The organism is Sphingomonas mali NBRC 15500 (assembly GCF_001598415.1).
Taxonomy (GTDB): Bacteria; Pseudomonadota; Alphaproteobacteria; order Sphingomonadales; family Sphingomonadaceae; genus Sphingomonas; species Sphingomonas mali.
Window position 1 is genome coordinate 339,209 of sequence record NZ_BCYX01000002.1, and the last position, 15,220, is coordinate 354,428.

The 15,220-nt window shown below is 63.9% G+C and carries 18 protein-coding genes; 2 read left to right on the forward strand and 16 right to left on the reverse strand.

Annotation, left to right across the window (positions count from 1 at the left end):
• The first annotated feature begins 58 nt into the window (after window positions 1-58).
• Together ppk2 and SMA01S_RS03715 are read left to right on the forward strand one after the other, a co-directional pair.
• The gene (gene ppk2 / locus SMA01S_RS03710; RefSeq protein WP_066817377.1) at window positions 59-811 is read left to right on the forward strand and encodes a polyphosphate kinase 2; all 753 of its coding nucleotides are present in this window, start codon (window positions 59-61) and stop codon (window positions 809-811) included.
• 178 nt (window positions 812-989) lie between these two features.
• A complete protein-coding gene (locus SMA01S_RS03715; protein ID WP_157093779.1) occupies window positions 990-1,244 on the forward strand; it encodes a hypothetical protein in 255 nt (84 codons plus the stop codon).
• 57 nt (window positions 1,245-1,301) lie between these two features.
• Here the strand turns inward: SMA01S_RS03715 and SMA01S_RS03720 are convergent, their stop codons facing one another.
• The 16 genes from SMA01S_RS03720 to SMA01S_RS03795 form a co-directional block, all read right to left on the reverse strand.
• On the reverse strand, window positions 1,302-1,790 hold the full coding sequence (locus SMA01S_RS03720) for a hypothetical protein (RefSeq protein WP_245649134.1): 489 nt from the start codon (window positions 1,788-1,790) through the stop codon (window positions 1,302-1,304).
• Window position 1,791: 1 nt separating this feature from the next.
• Complete coding sequence (gene nadA, locus SMA01S_RS03725) at window positions 1,792-2,790, reverse strand: quinolinate synthase NadA (protein WP_066817383.1); 999 nt, start codon at window positions 2,788-2,790, stop codon at window positions 1,792-1,794.
• Window positions 2,791-2,841: 51 nt separating this feature from the next.
• Window positions 2,842-3,561 (reverse strand): hypothetical protein, encoded by a 720-nt coding sequence (locus tag SMA01S_RS03730; RefSeq protein ID WP_066817385.1) that lies wholly within the window; start codon window positions 3,559-3,561, stop codon window positions 2,842-2,844.
• A gap of 50 nt (window positions 3,562-3,611) precedes the next feature.
• Entirely contained in the window at window positions 3,612-4,310 is a 699-nt protein-coding gene (locus SMA01S_RS03735; protein WP_066817393.1) for a hypothetical protein, read from the reverse strand.
• A gap of 180 nt (window positions 4,311-4,490) precedes the next feature.
• Entirely contained in the window at window positions 4,491-5,195 is a 705-nt protein-coding gene (locus SMA01S_RS03740) for a DUF4230 domain-containing protein (RefSeq protein WP_245649135.1), read from the reverse strand.
• A complete protein-coding gene (locus SMA01S_RS03745) occupies window positions 5,192-6,046 on the reverse strand; it encodes an MBL fold metallo-hydrolase (protein ID WP_066817398.1) in 855 nt (284 codons plus the stop codon). The genes SMA01S_RS03740 and SMA01S_RS03745 overlap by 4 nt, the downstream gene beginning before the upstream one ends.
• Window positions 6,047-6,318: 272 nt before the next feature.
• Window positions 6,319-7,857, reverse strand: coding sequence for a M56 family metallopeptidase (locus SMA01S_RS03750; RefSeq protein WP_066817401.1), 1,539 nt, complete (start codon window positions 7,855-7,857; stop codon window positions 6,319-6,321).
• Entirely contained in the window at window positions 7,854-8,222 is a 369-nt protein-coding gene (locus SMA01S_RS03755) for a BlaI/MecI/CopY family transcriptional regulator (protein ID WP_066817405.1), read from the reverse strand. The genes SMA01S_RS03750 and SMA01S_RS03755 overlap by 4 nt, the downstream gene beginning before the upstream one ends.
• A 401-nt stretch (window positions 8,223-8,623) precedes the next feature.
• Window positions 8,624-9,910 carry a glycosyltransferase gene (locus tag SMA01S_RS03760; RefSeq protein WP_066817408.1) on the reverse strand — a complete coding sequence of 429 codons (1,287 nt, stop codon included), beginning with the start codon at window positions 9,908-9,910 and terminating at the stop codon, window positions 8,624-8,626.
• 27 nt (window positions 9,911-9,937) lie between these two features.
• Window positions 9,938-10,270, reverse strand: coding sequence for a Grx4 family monothiol glutaredoxin (gene grxD / locus SMA01S_RS03765; RefSeq protein WP_066817410.1), 333 nt, complete (start codon window positions 10,268-10,270; stop codon window positions 9,938-9,940).
• A 13-nt stretch (window positions 10,271-10,283) separates the two neighbouring features.
• Window positions 10,284-10,514, reverse strand: a complete 231-nt coding sequence (locus tag SMA01S_RS03770) for a BolA family protein (protein WP_066590447.1) — start codon at window positions 10,512-10,514, stop codon at window positions 10,284-10,286.
• 1 nt (window position 10,515) lies between these two features.
• Entirely contained in the window at window positions 10,516-10,839 is a 324-nt protein-coding gene (locus tag SMA01S_RS03775) for a DUF1476 domain-containing protein (protein WP_066817419.1), read from the reverse strand.
• 97 nt (window positions 10,840-10,936) lie between these two features.
• Window positions 10,937-11,938, reverse strand: a complete 1,002-nt coding sequence (locus SMA01S_RS03780) for an NADPH:quinone oxidoreductase family protein (protein WP_174543071.1) — start codon at window positions 11,936-11,938, stop codon at window positions 10,937-10,939.
• Complete coding sequence (leuD, locus tag SMA01S_RS03785) at window positions 11,901-12,530, reverse strand: 3-isopropylmalate dehydratase small subunit (protein WP_066817421.1); 630 nt, start codon at window positions 12,528-12,530, stop codon at window positions 11,901-11,903. The genes SMA01S_RS03780 and leuD overlap by 38 nt, the downstream gene beginning before the upstream one ends.
• Window positions 12,531-12,639: 109 nt before the next feature.
• On the reverse strand, window positions 12,640-14,079 hold the full coding sequence (gene leuC, locus SMA01S_RS03790) for a 3-isopropylmalate dehydratase large subunit (RefSeq protein ID WP_066817423.1): 1,440 nt from the start codon (window positions 14,077-14,079) through the stop codon (window positions 12,640-12,642).
• 117 nt (window positions 14,080-14,196) lie between these two features.
• Window positions 14,197-15,144 (reverse strand): NAD-dependent epimerase/dehydratase family protein, encoded by a 948-nt coding sequence (locus SMA01S_RS03795; protein ID WP_066817425.1) that lies wholly within the window; start codon window positions 15,142-15,144, stop codon window positions 14,197-14,199.
• Window positions 15,145-15,220: the final 76 nt, after the last annotated feature.

The window sequence follows — 15,220 nt, forward strand, 5'->3', positions numbered from 1 at the left end:
AGCGCAACTTGTACAAAGCGACAGGGTCCGACAAGCTCGCGCGCAGCGGAGGGCGATCATGGCGAGAAAGATTGACGGCGGCGATGCGCTCCAGCTCGGGCTGGTCCAGCTGCAGATGGCGATGGTCGCGAGCGGCGAGCGCGCGGTGATCGTGCTCGAGGGGCGCGATGCGGCGGGCAAGGACGGGACGATCAAGGCGATCACCGAGCATCTGTCGGTGCGCAACACGCGCGTCGTGGCACTGCCCAAGCCGAGCGACCGCGAGCGCACGCAATGGTACTTCCAGCGCTATGTCGCGCATTTGCCGGCGGCCGGCGAACTCGTGATCTTCAACCGCAGCTGGTACAATCGCGCGGGCGTCGAAGTGGTCAACGGCTTCTCGACGCCCGAGGAACAGGCGCAATTCCTGAAAGACGTGCCCGGGTTCGAGCGGATGCTGGTCGAGAGCGGCATCCGCCTGATCAAACTGTGGCTCGATATCTCGAAAGACGAACAGGCGAAGCGCCTCGACGATCGCCGCACCGATCCGCTGAAGGCGCTCAAGACGTCTCCGCTGGATGCGGTCGCGCAGACGAAATGGGATGACTATACCGAGGCGCGCGACACGATGTTGGCGGCGACCCATACGGCGGTCGCGCCCTGGACCTGCGTCCGAGCGAACGGGAAGAAGAAGGCGCACAAGGCGGTGATCCGGCATTTGTTGCGGGCGCTTGGGACGGCGGAGGCGGAGAAGGATGTCGGCGCACCGGACGCGAAGGTGCTGTTCGTCTATGAAGAGGCGGCGGTGAGAGACGGACGGCTTGAAAGGTGATGCTATCCAGTCGGCGTCTTTGTGGTGTTTGCCATTGCTCGCTGCACTTGGTGGCTGCGAAGGACGACATCCACCACAACCATCAACTCAGCCAGGCATGATCGTAGGCACCTACGCGAAGGACTGCCCAACAGCGCCGTCCGCCTGGCGAAGATCCGGCAAGCTAGCCGACCCAATAATGATGAACGTTATCAGGGTGGATACAGCGGGCAACGCCAGCTGGAACGGAAGCCCCGCTACGATCGAGATTCTTCGCGGCTATCTGCACGAAGTCGACGCCGCGCCCGCCAGCAAACTCATATTCATTGCGAAGGGCGACGCGCAATGCCGCGACGTGCAGGCAATTCGACGTATAATGTCGAAGTCCGCGACCTGCCGCGGCCAGGGCGAATGTGCTGAGGGTGAGAAGAACCTGCCTCCGCCAGTATTCTGAGGGCACATGCGCAGCGGACCTGCTCGGCAAGCAGACAGGAAGCGTCGCATTCCCGCGTCAACCGGCTAGGTCAGACCAAAATCGGATGTGGCGATAGGCGGAATCTTCCAGCGACGACCAGCTGCCGAATTCGTTCCGGAAGTAGTGCTCAAGATTCGCCCCGTAGTGAATGATATCGGTCTGATAGATCGAGAAAACCGGGTTCCCCGGTTCATTCGGTTCTGCGGGAAGATAGCGATGCGAGACGAGCGGGATCAGCTTGGGCGCTTTGCCAACCTCGACCGTTGCGATCTCCCGGCGCTCCTCTTCCACCTCCGAACGCGATCCCCATTCGGATAACCAGAAGCCATTCTGCTCTATGTCGAAAAGGATGCCTTCGAGCGGCCAAGCAAGCATCTCTCGAATTTTCTCGTGATCGATTCGCCAATCGTAACCCTCGGCCGGACGCCGATCACGCAACAGATCGACGAGATCGGACGGAAAGATCAGATCAAATTCTTCCTGGGCGCGGTCGAGCTCCTCTCTCGAATATCCCGCCGTCCACACATCAATCCCCCGTCACCTTCGCCGGCCCGAGATCGCCCATCCCGACCGTCGCCGAGGCCATGCTGAGCATCGCGTCGAGGCTCTTCTTGGCCTTGAGGCGCAGCTCTTCGTCCATCTCGATCCGCGGCTCGAGGTCGCGGAGCGCGACGTAGAGTTTCTCCATCGTATTGAGCGCCATGTAGGGGCAGATGTTGCAATTGCAGTTCCCGTCCGCGCCGGGCGCGCCGATGAAGGTTTTGTTCGGCAGCGCCTTTTCCATCTGGTGAATGATATGCGGCTCGGTCGCGACGATCAGCGTGTCGCCTTCGAATTCCTGCGCATATTTCAGGATGCCGCTGGTCGAGCCGACATAATCGGCATGATCGAGGATCACCGCCGGGCATTCGGGGTGCGCCGCGACCGGGGCGCCAGGATGCTGTGCCTTGAGCTTGAGCAACTCAGTCTCGCTGAACGCCTCATGCACGATGCACACGCCCGGCCAGACGATCAGGTCGCGACCGGTCTTGCGCGCGAGATAGCCGCCCAGGTTGCGGTCGGGGCCGAAGATGATCTTCTGGTCCTTGGGGATCTGGCTGAGGATCTTTTCCGCCGACGAGCTGGTGACGATAACGTCGCTGAGCGCCTTCACCGCCGCCGAGCAATTGATATAGGTCAGCGCGATCGCGTCGGGATGCTGCGCGCGGAACGCCGCAAATTGTTCGGGCGGACAGCTGTCCTCCAGGCTGCACCCGGCATTCATGTCGGGCAGCACGACGATCTTTTCGGGCGACAGGATCTTCGCCGTCTCGGCCATGAAGCGCACGCCGCAAAAGGCGATGACGTCGGCGTCGGTCGCCTGTGCCTTGCGGCTCAGGTCGAGGCTGTCGCCGACGAAATCGGCGATGTCTTGGATTTCGGGCTTTTGGTAATAATGCGCCAGAATGACGGCGTTGCGCTCCTTGCGCAGCCGATTGATCTCGGCGCGCAAATCGAGGCCCGTGAGGTTGGTGCGCTGTTCCATGATGTGCTCCGCCAAGTGTCGGCGCCCACATGGCCCCGCGCGGGGGGCGGATCAACCCATCAGGTAATGTGTCAGGCTCAGCATTGGCGGCGAAAAGGCGATCGGGCGCATCAACGCCACCGATAAGGTGATCGCGCCGAATCCCCAGAAATAGGCCGGGTGAACCTTGCCGCGCGTGCGCAGGTCATAGATCATCGCCACCGCGACATAGACCAGCACCACTGCCCAGATGCCCCACAGGATCCACGTGCCCATCAACGGCAGCGGCAACAGGCGGCCAACGCCGGGCGTCATCACCTGGATCGCTCCGCACAGCATGAGCCGGCGATGCCAATCGGTCCTGCCGCGCATCGCGACGCCCGCCAGGGTCAGTCCGGCGAAGGTCAGCACGGTCAGCCAGTCCATGATCAGGAAGACGTTGGGCTCGAAGAACGGCGGAATGCGGTGGTGGATCGCCGTCAGCGTATTCACGCTGAGCCCTACCAGCACCATCCAGCCGACATAGAATGCGGCAATGCGGCCGAGCCGGCGGTGGCGCATCGTTTCCCCGCGCCAGATCAGGAAGTTCTGTGTCAGGTAGATGCCGATCCAGCCCATGAAGGTCACGCCATGGACATGCACCCACCATGGCGACGCGAAAGTCGAGCGGCCCATGGCGAGCTGGAGCGAAAAGCCGCTGACAACGGTCGCCGCAATCACCAGCGCCATGACGAAGAAGAACAGCCGCTCCCGCACCAAGGGATGCATCTGGGTATCCGCTGCAGTCGCCATGATCTTCCCCTCCCGGATTTCCGCCTCGAATGCTTCTCAAACTCCGGCGGTCAGCCGCCGGGCAGTGGCGGATAGGCGAAGGGCGGCAATGCCGCGCCCGGGGAGCCTGCGGTGATCCATGCGTGCAGCTCGCCGGCGATCGGCGACGAGCCGAGCAGATCGACCGCGATCCGCACGACCACGAGCGCGCCGATTCCCCACAACCACGCGCGATGCAGCTCGCCGGTGCGCCGCCAATCCACGGCGGCGGCGACCAGCGGGATGAACAGGATCGATGCGGTTTCGACGAGCGGCGCATGCGGCATGACCAGCGGCATCGGCAGGATGCGGCCGAAGCCCGGCCCCATCAGGCCCGCCATCGCGCAGAATTGCAATCTCTTGTGCCAGTCGGTCCGCCGCCGCAGCATGATCGCGGTGGTGGCCATGCCCGCAAAGGCATAGACCGTCATCGGCGCCATCACGGTGAAATAGGCCGGCGTGAAGAACGGCGCGGTGTGACCCCGGCGCAGCGACAGATACACGACCATCGTCCCGACCACGACCATCAGCGGAATCCACGCCGCCGCGATCCATCCCAACCGCTTGTGCAGGGCGATATTGCCGCTCGTCGCGAGCAATGTCTGGGTCAAATAGAGCATGGCCCAGCCGAAAAAGGTCAGCGCATGGGCATGCACGTAGAGCGGGGCGCCGAAGCTGGACCGGCCGGCGGCAAGCTGCATCGAGAAGCCGGTGACAAGCACCAACACCATCGCAATGCCACCCCATAAGAACACGCGATCCTCTCGAGCGAAGACAGTTCCGGACCCCGGTGGTGCCACAGTTGCCATTTTAATCGTCCCCCGACGTAAATCAGCAAGGGGACAATAACCGTTTCGACGCGATTCGCAAATAACTCAAATAAATCTACTAAATGCGCAAATAAGCATCTTTTATCTTTGGTTATACTTCACGCCATCGAGCGGCTTCGACATGTCCCAGATCTCGTCGTTCTGCCCTTCGCCGGCGAACCGCACGCGTACCGTTGCGTCGATCCCGGCGGCCTTGAGCGGCAGCGCGAAGCTCTGTTCGACCGCGCGCCTGGTGGCGTCGCGCGCCAGCTTCATCGGCTCGGGTTGGAGCGCCTGGCTGGTCAGCTCCTTCTGCGCCGCTCCGCGGTTGGCGTCATCGAGCTGGGTACCGACATCGGTGAAGGTGCCGAGCACGCCATTGTGGCCATAGCTCTTGATCGCGTTGATGTTGATGCGCGGCGCCGACGGCATCGGTTGCGGCAGCGTCACGCCCAGCGTCTTGCTCTTGGCGTCCCACACCACATCGCGCTGGCGCAATTTGCTGAGATCGACCTCGTAATCGACCGCGCCCGGCATGATCAGCGTACGCTCGGTCGACAGGCCGAAGCGCGACTGGGTCGAGGTGACGACCGCGACATAGCTCGCCTGGAACGCCGAGAGCTTGTTCTGCTCGCGCAGCCCCTGGATGCTGCCGGTGGCGATGGTGACGGGATCGGGATCGACCCGCGCCTTGATATACGATTGCACGACCCACAATCCGCCCGCGAAGAACAAGGCGATCAGCGCCAGCGCGCCACCGAACTTGATCAGGAAGCGGGTCGCCGTGCCGTCGCGCGTATGCTTCACGCTTTCCGCCATATGTCCCCCTCTTCGATCACGATGTGGCGGTCGCGCAGATCGTACAAATGGGCCAGGACCGACCGTTCGGCGGCCGGAAACAGGCGCGGATCGATGCCGACATACATTTTCGCCACCATCGCCGGGATCGTCCGGGGCTCGGCGTCGAGCAAGCGTAATATCTGCCCCTCGCGTTGCTTGCGGTGACCGATCAGCCCGCGCACCAGGCGCTGCGGCTTGTCGACCGGATCGCCATGCGCCGGATAATAGATGCGATCGTCGCGCGCCTGCAGCTTCATGAGGCTGTCCATATAGGCCGCCATATCGCCATCGGGCGGCGAGACGATGGTGGTCGACCAGCCCATCACGTGATCGCCGGTGAACAGTGCCTTGGTCTCAGGAAGCGCGAAGGCGAGATGGTTCGAGGTGTGCCCCGGCGTTGCGATCGCGGTTAGCGTCCAGTCGCTGCCCGACACGCTCTCACCTTCCGCCATCACCGCGTCGGGTGCGTAATTCATGTCGAAACTGGCATCGGCACGCGGACCGAGATCCTCGATCGCCAGCGGCGCGCAGCCGACGATCGGGGCCCCGGTCCGCGCCTTCAGCGGCACCGCGCCGGGACTGTGATCGCGATGCGTATGGGTAATGACGATGGCGGTGACCGGCCGGCCGCCGATCGCGCGGACCAGCGCATCGATATGCCGGGGATCGTCGGGGCCTGGATCGATCACCGCGAGATCGGCGGTGCCGACCAGGTGAGTCTGGGTGCCGGTATGCGTAAAATGGGACGGGTTGTCCGCGAGAACCCGCGTCACCAGCGGTTCGAGGACCTGCGGTACGCCGGGCTTCTGCTCATCCATGCCTGTCGAGATGGCGGCTCGCGCAAGGCTTGGCAAGGCTGAGGGTTTGTATTCACTAGCGGTCAGATGGTTGGTTGGGCGGCGGTGGTGCTGTGCGCCGACAACGCGACCTAACCTGCGCGCCCCTCTCCCGCTTGCGGGAGAGGGAGGGGCCCGCCGCGAAAGCGGTGGGAGGGTGAGGGTCTTCTTCCTTTTTCTATCTCGGCATACGCCTGGAAGAAGAAAGAAGACCCTCACCCAACCTCTCCCGCTTGCGGGAGAGGGCAAAGCAATCAATCCGGATTGGCCAGGTCGGCTTCCATCTCCCTGATCGACTCATCGATGCTGTCGAGTGCGTCGCGCTTCGCCTCGGCAGCCATCCGCTCGTCACCGGCTACTCGTTCGCGGGCGCGGTGCAGGCCTTCCAGAGCGTGGGTATAGGCCATGCGCTGGATGTCCTTGGACTTCTCCATGGTGGCCTTGCTCATCGTGACGACGCGCGCGATGCGGTCGTTGCAGATGATGATGATCCGCTTGTCGCCGCGCATCTTGTTGACGACCATGTTGCGATCGTCGCCCGACGATCCGGTGCCGCAATTGCTATTCCGCACGTCCGGAACGTTGATCGGACCGACCCAATCCTCGGTCATCATCTTGCCGTCCTTGTTGACGCGGACGATCTTGAAACGCTTGCCCATCTTCTTACCGTCCTTGCCGTCGCTGTCCTCAGTGACGGTCATGGCATCGTCAGGCGCCGCCGGCATCTCCGCGCGGGCTGGCGGGGCCGGCGGCGGCGGTAGGGGCGCACCTTCGGGTTCGGCCGGGGGCGCCGGCGGAACCGACTGCAGCCGGGCGGCGACCCGCGCATCGATCGCCGCGATGTCGATGCCGGTGGCTTTCTCGACCCCGGCGCGCACGGTGGCGGCGGCGGGCGTGCCGCTGGCGGTGACGGCGAGGCCGCCGATCATCAGCGCCGCGACGGCGGTGCCGCCCAGCGTCAGTCGAAGCCGTGAACGGCGTCCGGTGGTAAGCATCCTCAAACGTCCTTTCAGATCTTGTATGGTGTGGAGGTGGCAGGCCGCCGACACCGCGCCGCCATGCGCCGCCTTGACGATCGCACAGGCATAAGTGTGACGGTCGATCGCCGAGCGGCCGGCCAGCACCAGCGCGTCATTGGCCATTTCCTGATCGGCACGGAACGCACGGAAAGCGCGCCAGGCCAGCGGGTTGAACCAGTGGAGCGCAAGTACCGCCAGCGCGACCCAATTGGCGATCAGGTCGCCGCGCTGGTGGTGGCCAAGCTCATGCAACAGCGCCAGTTCGCGCTCGTCGGCATCGTAGCGCTCGGCGAAATCGCGCGGAAAGGCGACGTAGCGGCGGAAGATGCCAAAGGCGAGCGGTCCCGACGCCGCCAATGTCTCGATCACTTCGATGTCGCCGGCGCGCTCGGTGGAAACGCTCTGGTCGATCATCCGGCGACAGAAGCGCCAATGCCCGAGCCCGTGCCAGATCAGGAATGCCGCCGCGCCCACGCCCCACAGCACGGCCAAAGCCGCGCCAAGCGAGGAGTAGAGCGACGCGGGCGCGGCGGCCGAGCCTCCGAGCGGCTCGATGACGTAGATGGTGACGGTCTGGCTCGCCCGGTTGAGCAATTGCGGCGCCGCGCTGTGCAGTTGCGGCAAAGGCGGCAACAACAGCCGGACCGCGGGAAGCGCCCAAAGCGCATAGGCGATTCCGGGCCCGAACTGACGACGGACCGGCGCGCGGATGACGAGCACCACCGCCATCAGCAGCGTGGAGGCGAGCAGCGCCTCGATCGCCCAGGCGATCACGCCTTGAGCTCCTTCAGGATCGCCTCGATCTCGGCAATGTCCTGCGCGGTCAATTGGTCGCGATCGGCGAGATGCGCGACGAGCGGGGTCAGCTTGCCGCCGAACAGGCGATCGATCAGCCGCTGCGATTCACCCGCGACATAATCCTCGCGCTCGACGAGCGGGCGATAGAGATAGCGCCGCCCCTCTTCCTCATGCGCGATCGCATTCTTGGCGAGCAGGCGGCCGAGCAAGGTCTTGACGGTATTGGCGCTCCAGCCGCGTTCGGCGGGGACGCGTTCGGCAACGTCCTGTGCCGTCAGCGGGCTTTCCTCCCACAGCACTTCCATCACCGCATGTTCGGCATCACTGATGCGTTCGGCCACGACTCGCTCCTCGCTATGACTACGGATGTAATCACACCGATTACGGCTGTAGTCAATAGCGGAGGACGAGGCTCACCCTATCCCGTCATGCCGGGCCCGTCCCGGCATCCAACGGGCAACAACGGCTTGATTCCGTTGTGGAGGATTGGGCCCCGGAACAAGTTCGGGGTGACAGTGATGAGCGGGAAACCGTCGAGATTTCTTACAAGCGGCACAAGGGCCAGAGGGTTATTAACCATCGAACGCCGCGGAAACCCTTGCCTGGCACGGACTGGCATGCCCCCTGCACAGTATCGCGTGCCCGAGCGGTTTCCCGCTTCAGCAGGGCGGACCGGTCGCTCCCCCGATCTTGCACCGGTCCGCCCTCACCCGGCTTCCCGCAGATCAGACTTTCAGCGCGATCACTCAGCAGCGAGCGGTTGCGGCTCCCGGACTCCGCCAAACCACCCGCTTTTGCCGGAGGTCGCCCGCGCAGCGGCTTGCGCCATCGCCTTGGGATAGATGTCGCCGAGCAAACGGTCGAAGGTGCGTTTCCAGCTGAAGTTGGTTTCGACGTGATGGCGCGCCTCGATACCGATCGCTTGATGATCGTCGCGCCAGATCTTGAGCACGTTCGCGGCCATCGCCATTGTGTCGTCGACCGGGCCCAACAGACCGAGGCTTGGGGGCACGCGGTCCGGCATCGCGCCCGACGCCACGCCGACGACCGGGAGCGCGCAAGCCTGCGCCTCGAGCACCGAGATGCCGAACGTTTCGTCCGCCATCGCGGAGACATAGACATCCGACGAGGCCAGCGCGCGGGCAAGCTCGGCCCGGTTCTTTTCGAACCCGGGGAAAGCGATCGGCAATCCCTTCGCCTGGGCCTTGAGCCGGTCCATCAGCTTGCCGTCGCCGATCATCACCATCGCGGCGTCGAGGTCGCGGGGCAATTGCTTGAACATGGCGACCAAACGGTCGGCGCGCTTCTCGTTATCGACGCGGCCGGCATAGACGAGCAAGGGACCGCGGAAGTCGAAACCGAGTTCATTGCGAAATGCCGGGTCGCGCTTGGCGGGCGAGAACATGTCGATATCGACACCCAGCGGCAACACGTCGGTCCGCCTGATCCTGCGTTGCGCCAGCACCTGTCTGGCGTCCTCGCTCAACGTATAGACCCAGTCGAACTCGCGATAGGTGAGTTCGGCATAGCCATAGCTCAGCCATTGCAGCCCGCGACCGATCGTCTCGCCAAACTTGTCGCGGCCGACGCGATAGACATGCGCATTTGGAAAGTCGGTGCGATAGCCGGCGACCAACGTCGTTTCCGGGAATTTCCGGCGATGGTTGATCGCGGTCCAGGGCAGAACCCAGGGACATAGCGACTCGATCACGTCGGGCCGATATTTCGCCAGGATGTCGCGGACCACACCGGTGCGCAGGATGAACCGGTAATTGGGGCTGCCATGCACGGGCGGCGCACCAACTTCCGCGAAGATGTGACGGCCATTGACCGTGATCTTGTCTTCTGGCCCCGGCACGATCTGAAGCAGATGGTGCGGGGTATGGGTCAGTACATAGTCGCGCTTTTCACGCAGATAGGTACTGATGCCGCCACCGCCCGAAGGCGCGTAGCTTTGAGTCAAATCGCATAGGATCAGCGGCGCACCGCTCTCTCCTGCGCGGCGCGGGGGGTCGCCTTGCAGCAGCATGTATTATTCCCTTTTTTCGCGTGCCGGTCAGGCGGCGGGAGTAGCTCCTTGTTCGGAGAGCAATTGCGACAGCTCCCCGCTCTCGTACATTTCCATCATGATGTCCGACCCGCCGACGAATTCGCCCTTCACATAGAGTTGGGGAATGGTCGGCCAGTCGCTGAACGCCTTGATCCCCTGACGGACTTCCTGATCCTGGAGCACGTCGACGCTGTCGAACTCGACTCCGAGATGCTGAAGAATCGCCACAGCGCGGCTCGAAAAGCCACATTGCGGGAATAAGGGGCTGCCTTTCATGAATAGCAGTACGTCAGAACGCTGTACCAGTTCCGCAATACGCGCCTGTGCGGCGTCGGTCATCGTCTTCACTCCTTCATTCGGCGGCGGTCGTGAGCTGGAGCGCATGGAGCACACCGCCCATCCGTCCGCCCAACGCGGCATAAACCGCCTGATGCTGCTTCACGCGTGACAGTCCGCTGAACGACTTGCTCACCACCCGTGCAGAATAATGGTCGCCATCGCCGGCCAGGTCGGTGATCTCGACCCGCGCGTCAGGAATGCCCGCAACGATCAACGCCCGTATGTCATCGGCCGCCATCGGCATCTTATTTGGATTCCATCAGCTGCCGGCGCGCTTCGACCATATGATCCTCGATCGCCTTGCGGACGTCGGCTTCCTCGATCTCGACTCCGGCGGCGGTCAGGTCGCCGAACAATTTGCGCACGACGTCCTCGTCACCGGCTTCCTCGAAATCGGCCTGGACGACCGCCTTGGAATAAGCGTCGGCTTCTTCGGGGGTCAGTTTCATCAGCCCCGCGGCCCATTGGCCGAGCAGCTTGTTGCGTCGGGCGATCACGCGGAACGCCATCTCTTCATCGCGCGCGAACTTGGTTTCGAAAGCGCGTTCGCGGTCGTCGAAGGTGGTCATGTTTACTCCCTGGCGTTCGTTACGCCTTGGGAGATAGGATTGCGCAACGACGATGGGAAGGGGTGTATATATTCCTCCTCATCCCAGATCGGACGAGCTAGTCGGCCACCTTGACCACCAGCTTCCCGATCGCTCCGCGCGCCGCCATCTTGGCGATGGCGTCGCCGCCGCGTTCGAACGGGAAGACCTCGGTCACACGCGGCGCGATGCTGCCATCCTTCCACAAGCGGAACAGGCGATCGACATGGGCACGATTGGCCTGGGGATCGCGCGCGGCGAAGGCGCCCCAGAAGACGCCGCAGACGTCGCAGCTCTTGAGCAAGGTCAGGTTGAGCGGCAATTTGGGGATGCCGGCGGGGAAACCGACGACCAGATAGCGCCCTTCCCAACCGATCGAGCGCAAGGCCGGCTCGGCATAATCGCCACCGACCGGATCGTAGATGACGTCAGCGCCGCCGGCGCCCAGCACCGCCTTGAACTGGTCGGCCAGCGCCTTCGACTGATCCTTGTCGAACGGCGCACGGCCATAAATAACGACATCGTCGGCACCAGCGTCGCGGCACGCCTGCGCCTTTTCCTCGGACGACACTGCCGCCACGACGCGTGCGCCGAACGCCTTGCCGAGTTCGACCGCGGCCAGTCCGACGCCACCCGCGGCGCCCAGCACCAACAGGGTCTGGCCTTCCTTGAGATGACCGCGGTCGAGCAGCGCATGGATGCTGGTGGCATAGGTCAGGAGCAGCGAGGCTCCTTCCTCGAAACTGCGTTCGGCGGGTAGCGCGTAAAGCGACGCGGCCGGAACCGCGATCTTCTCCACCAGGCCACCCGCGCCCGTCGTGCACAAGACGCGGTCACCCGGCTTAAAGTCGGTCACACCCTCGCCGACGCTCTCGACCACGCCCGATATCTCGCTGCCCGGCGCGAACGGGCGCGGCGGCTTCATCTGGTATTTGTCCTCGATGATCAGGACGTCGGGATAATTGATGCTGCAGGCCTTGACGGCGACCACCACCTGGCCCGGCCCCGCTACGGGATCGGGCAGGTCGTCCATTATTAGCGTTTCAGGTCCGCCCGGCGCTTTCGACAGCAAGGCCCGCATAGTCTCTCTCCCGGCTGAGCCACGGCCGTTCTGACGAGACCGCGGATTCGTATTTCGAAATCGCGGTATCCCTTGCCAGCGTCAATCCCACCTCGTCCAGCCCTTCCATCAGGCACTGGCGTCGAAAAGGGTCGATGGAGAATTCGAAGCGGTCCTGGAACGGCGTGGTGACCGTCATGGTCTCCAGGTCGACGGTCACTTCGTCGGTCTTCGCGACCTCGACCAGTCGGTCGATCGCATCCTGGGGCAGGACGACGGGAACGATCCCGTTCTTGACCGCGTTGCCCGAGAAGATGTCCGAATAGCTCGGCGCGATGATCGCCTGAATACCCATGTCCATCAGTGCCCAGGCGGCGTGTTCGCGGCTCGAGCCGCAACCGAAATTGTCCCCAGCGATCAGGATCGGAGCGCCGGCATAGCGCGGATCGTCGAAGATGTTATCGGGGTTGGCACGAACCGTTTCGAACGCGCCCTTGCCCAGGCCGGCGCGGCTGATCGTCTTCAACCAGTGCGCCGGGATGATCACATCGGTATCGATGTTCTTCGCACCCCAGGGATAAGCGCGGCCTTCAACCTTACGGACTGGAGTCACTTATTCGGCTTTTCGCTTGGCTTTTCAGGAAGAGCAGGCATCGCCATGGCGGCATAAGCGGCAATGCCGCTCAGGATCGAACCGGCGACCAGCAGAACGAGTACGCGTTTCATTGGCGATCCCCCATCAACTCGCGGACGTCGGTCAATCGGCCCGTTACCGCCGCCGCCGCCGCCATTGCCGGGGATAATAAATGTGTTCGCGCGCCCGGCCCCTGCCTTCCTACGAAATTACGATTCGAGGTGGAAGCGCATCTTTGACCAGCCGGTACTTTATCGGGGTTCATTGCCAGGCACATCGAGCATCCGGGCTCACGCCATTCGAATCCGGCGGAAATGAAGATGCTGTCCAGCCCCTCCGCCTCGGCCTGACGCTTGACCAGCCCCGAGCCTGGCACGACCAGGGCGCGGACGCCGTCGGCGACGTGGCGGCCGTTCGCCACCGACGCGGCCGCGCGCAGATCCTCGATCCGGCTGTTGGTGCAGCTGCCGATGAAGACCTGATCGACCCCGACGTCCTGCATCGCGGTGCCAGGGGTCAGGCCCATGTAATCGAGCGACTTTTGCGCCGCGACGCGCTTCGAGGGATCCGCGAAACTGTCGGGATCGGGCACGCGTCCGGTGATCGGGACCACGTCTTCGGGACTGGTGCCCCAGGTCAATGACGGCGCGATGTCGCTCGCCGACAGGCGGACGGTCGCGTCGTAGACCGCCTGGGCATCGGACGGCAGCGTCCGCCACCAGGCCACCGCCTTTTCCCATTCCTCGCCCGCCGGGGCCATCGGCCGCCCCTTGAGATAGGCGAAGGTCGTGTCGTCCGGGGCAATCAGGCCGGCGCGTGCGCCGCCTTCGATCGACATGTTGGCGACTGTCAGCCGCCCCTCAACCGACAGGTTGCGGATCGTGTCGCCGGTATATTCGATGACATAGCCGGTGCCGCCGGCCGCGCCGATCCGCCCGATGATCGCCAGCACGACGTCCTTGGCCGACACGCCAAAGCCGAGATTGCCGTCGACACGCACTTCCATCGTCTTCGATTGCTGGAGCAACAGCGTCTGGGTGGCGAGGACATGCTCGACCTCGCTGGTGCCGATGCCGAAGGCCAGCGCGCCCAGCGCGCCATGCGCCGAGGTATGGCTGTCGCCGCAGACGAGCGTCGTGCCGGGCAAGGTGAAGCCCTGTTCGGGACCGACGACATGGACGATGCCCTGCGCCGCAGCGAGTGCGTCGATATAGGGCACGCCGAATTCGGCGACGTTGTGGCGCAACGTCTCGAGCTGGTTGGCGCTTTCGGGATCGGCGATCGGGATCGCGTGACCGGCGGCATCGACGCGCGGAGTCGTCGGCAGATTATGGTCGGGAACCGCTAGCGTAAGATCGGGCCGGCGCACGGCACGCCCGGCGGCGCGGAGTCCCTCGAACGCCTGCGGGCTGGTGACTTCGTGGACCAAATGGCGGTCGATATAGATCAGGTACGTGCCGTCGTCGCGGCGTTCGACGACGTGGGCGTTCCAGATTTTCTCATACAGGGTCTGTGGGCGGGCGGTCATGGCGGCGGCTTACTCGCTCCGCGCCCAATCGCAAGCAACAAAGGAAAACTGTTTGCCGGTCAGATTGGAAGAAACGGTGAGGCGACTGGGTTTTTCCGCCCCCTCTCCTCGACGGCATCACTCCTTGGGCGAGACATAGGCGGCGTCGTGCTCGAACGGAAATTGGTCGCCCGCTCGCATCGCGGAGAGGATTGCCGCGAAGTCGGTCGCGCAGCGGAAGCCGAGGCCGCGTTCGAGCGCGCTGGCGTCGTAGACGCGGCCGATACTGGCCGGCAGCGACCATCCGCGTGCAGCGAACAACTCGGCGGCATCGGGAAACAGCCGCGCGATCACCGCTCGTGCGTCGCGCTTCAGTTCGACGACATCGTCGCGCGAAAACGGCGTGGGTGCCGAGGCGATATAGGTCGCAAAACCGATCGCCGGGGCGCGATCGAGCGCGGCGATATGCGCGCGCGCACAATCCTCGACCGTCAGGCGGCGATTGAGAAATTCGTTGGCCTTCATATTCTCGCCCGACAGGTCGCGATGCGTGTCGTCATCCTCGGGGAAAAAGCGCGACGTACGCAGGACGATGATCGGCAGGCGGGTTTCGGCATGCACCAGGCGGCACAATTCCTCCGCCGCGCGCTTGGTCACCCCATAGATGTTGCGGGGGCTGAGCGGTCCGCTGGTTTCGTCGAGCCACACCGCATGATCGGAAGTCTCGTCGCGAATATCCTGGGTGATCATCAGAGATGTCGTCGAGGTGAAGACGAACCGATCGGCACCCGCCGCGATCGCGCACTCGAGCAGGTTCAACGTCCCCGTCACGTTGACGTCGATGAACGCCTGGCGCGGGTAGCGCACGATATCGGGCTTGTGCAGCGCCGCGCCGTGGATCACGCCCTCGATCCCATGGCTGAACATCACGCGTTCGACCAAGGCACGATCGGCCACGCTGCCGACGACGCGCGTGTCGGGACCGGGCGCGACGTCCATTCCAACGACCTGATGACCGGCGGCGCGCAGCATCGGCGCGAGATAACGGCCCAGCCAACCGGTCGATCCCGTCAGCAATATCCGCATTCGCTATCCGGCCTCCGCCTTCGTTATTCCGATTTCATGCGGGAGCCTGGCGATCTTGCCTGCCTGCTCGCGCCAT

Excerpts from the sequence above, each read along its gene's own strand:
- SMA01S_RS03760 (WP_066817408.1), bottom strand. The coding sequence starts at position 9,910 with ATGCTGCTGCAAGGCGACCCCCCGCGCCGCGCAGGAGAGAGCGGTGCG.
- SMA01S_RS03715 (WP_157093779.1), top strand. The coding sequence starts at position 990 with ATGATGAACGTTATCAGGGTGGATACAGCGGGCAACGCCAGCTGGAAC.
- grxD (WP_066817410.1), bottom strand. The coding sequence starts at position 10,270 with ATGACCGACGCCGCACAGGCGCGTATTGCGGAACTGGTACAGCGTTCT.
- leuC (WP_066817423.1), bottom strand. The coding sequence starts at position 14,079 with ATGACCGCCCGCCCACAGACCCTGTATGAGAAAATCTGGAACGCCCAC.
- SMA01S_RS03775 (WP_066817419.1), bottom strand. The coding sequence starts at position 10,839 with ATGACCACCTTCGACGACCGCGAACGCGCTTTCGAAACCAAGTTCGCG.
- SMA01S_RS03745 (WP_066817398.1), bottom strand. The coding sequence starts at position 6,046 with ATGGATGAGCAGAAGCCCGGCGTACCGCAGGTCCTCGAACCGCTGGTG.
- SMA01S_RS03735 (WP_066817393.1), bottom strand. The coding sequence starts at position 4,310 with ATGGTGTTGGTGCTTGTCACCGGCTTCTCGATGCAGCTTGCCGCCGGC.
- SMA01S_RS03780 (WP_174543071.1), bottom strand. The coding sequence starts at position 11,938 with ATGCGGGCCTTGCTGTCGAAAGCGCCGGGCGGACCTGAAACGCTAATA.
- nadA (WP_066817383.1), bottom strand. The coding sequence starts at position 2,790 with ATGGAACAGCGCACCAACCTCACGGGCCTCGATTTGCGCGCCGAGATC.
- SMA01S_RS03730 (WP_066817385.1), bottom strand. The coding sequence starts at position 3,561 with ATGGCGACTGCAGCGGATACCCAGATGCATCCCTTGGTGCGGGAGCGG.
- SMA01S_RS03795 (WP_066817425.1), bottom strand. The coding sequence starts at position 15,144 with ATGCGGATATTGCTGACGGGATCGACCGGTTGGCTGGGCCGTTATCTC.
- SMA01S_RS03770 (WP_066590447.1), bottom strand. The coding sequence starts at position 10,514 with ATGCCGATGGCGGCCGATGACATACGGGCGTTGATCGTTGCGGGCATT.
- ppk2 (WP_066817377.1), top strand. The coding sequence starts at position 59 with ATGGCGAGAAAGATTGACGGCGGCGATGCGCTCCAGCTCGGGCTGGTC.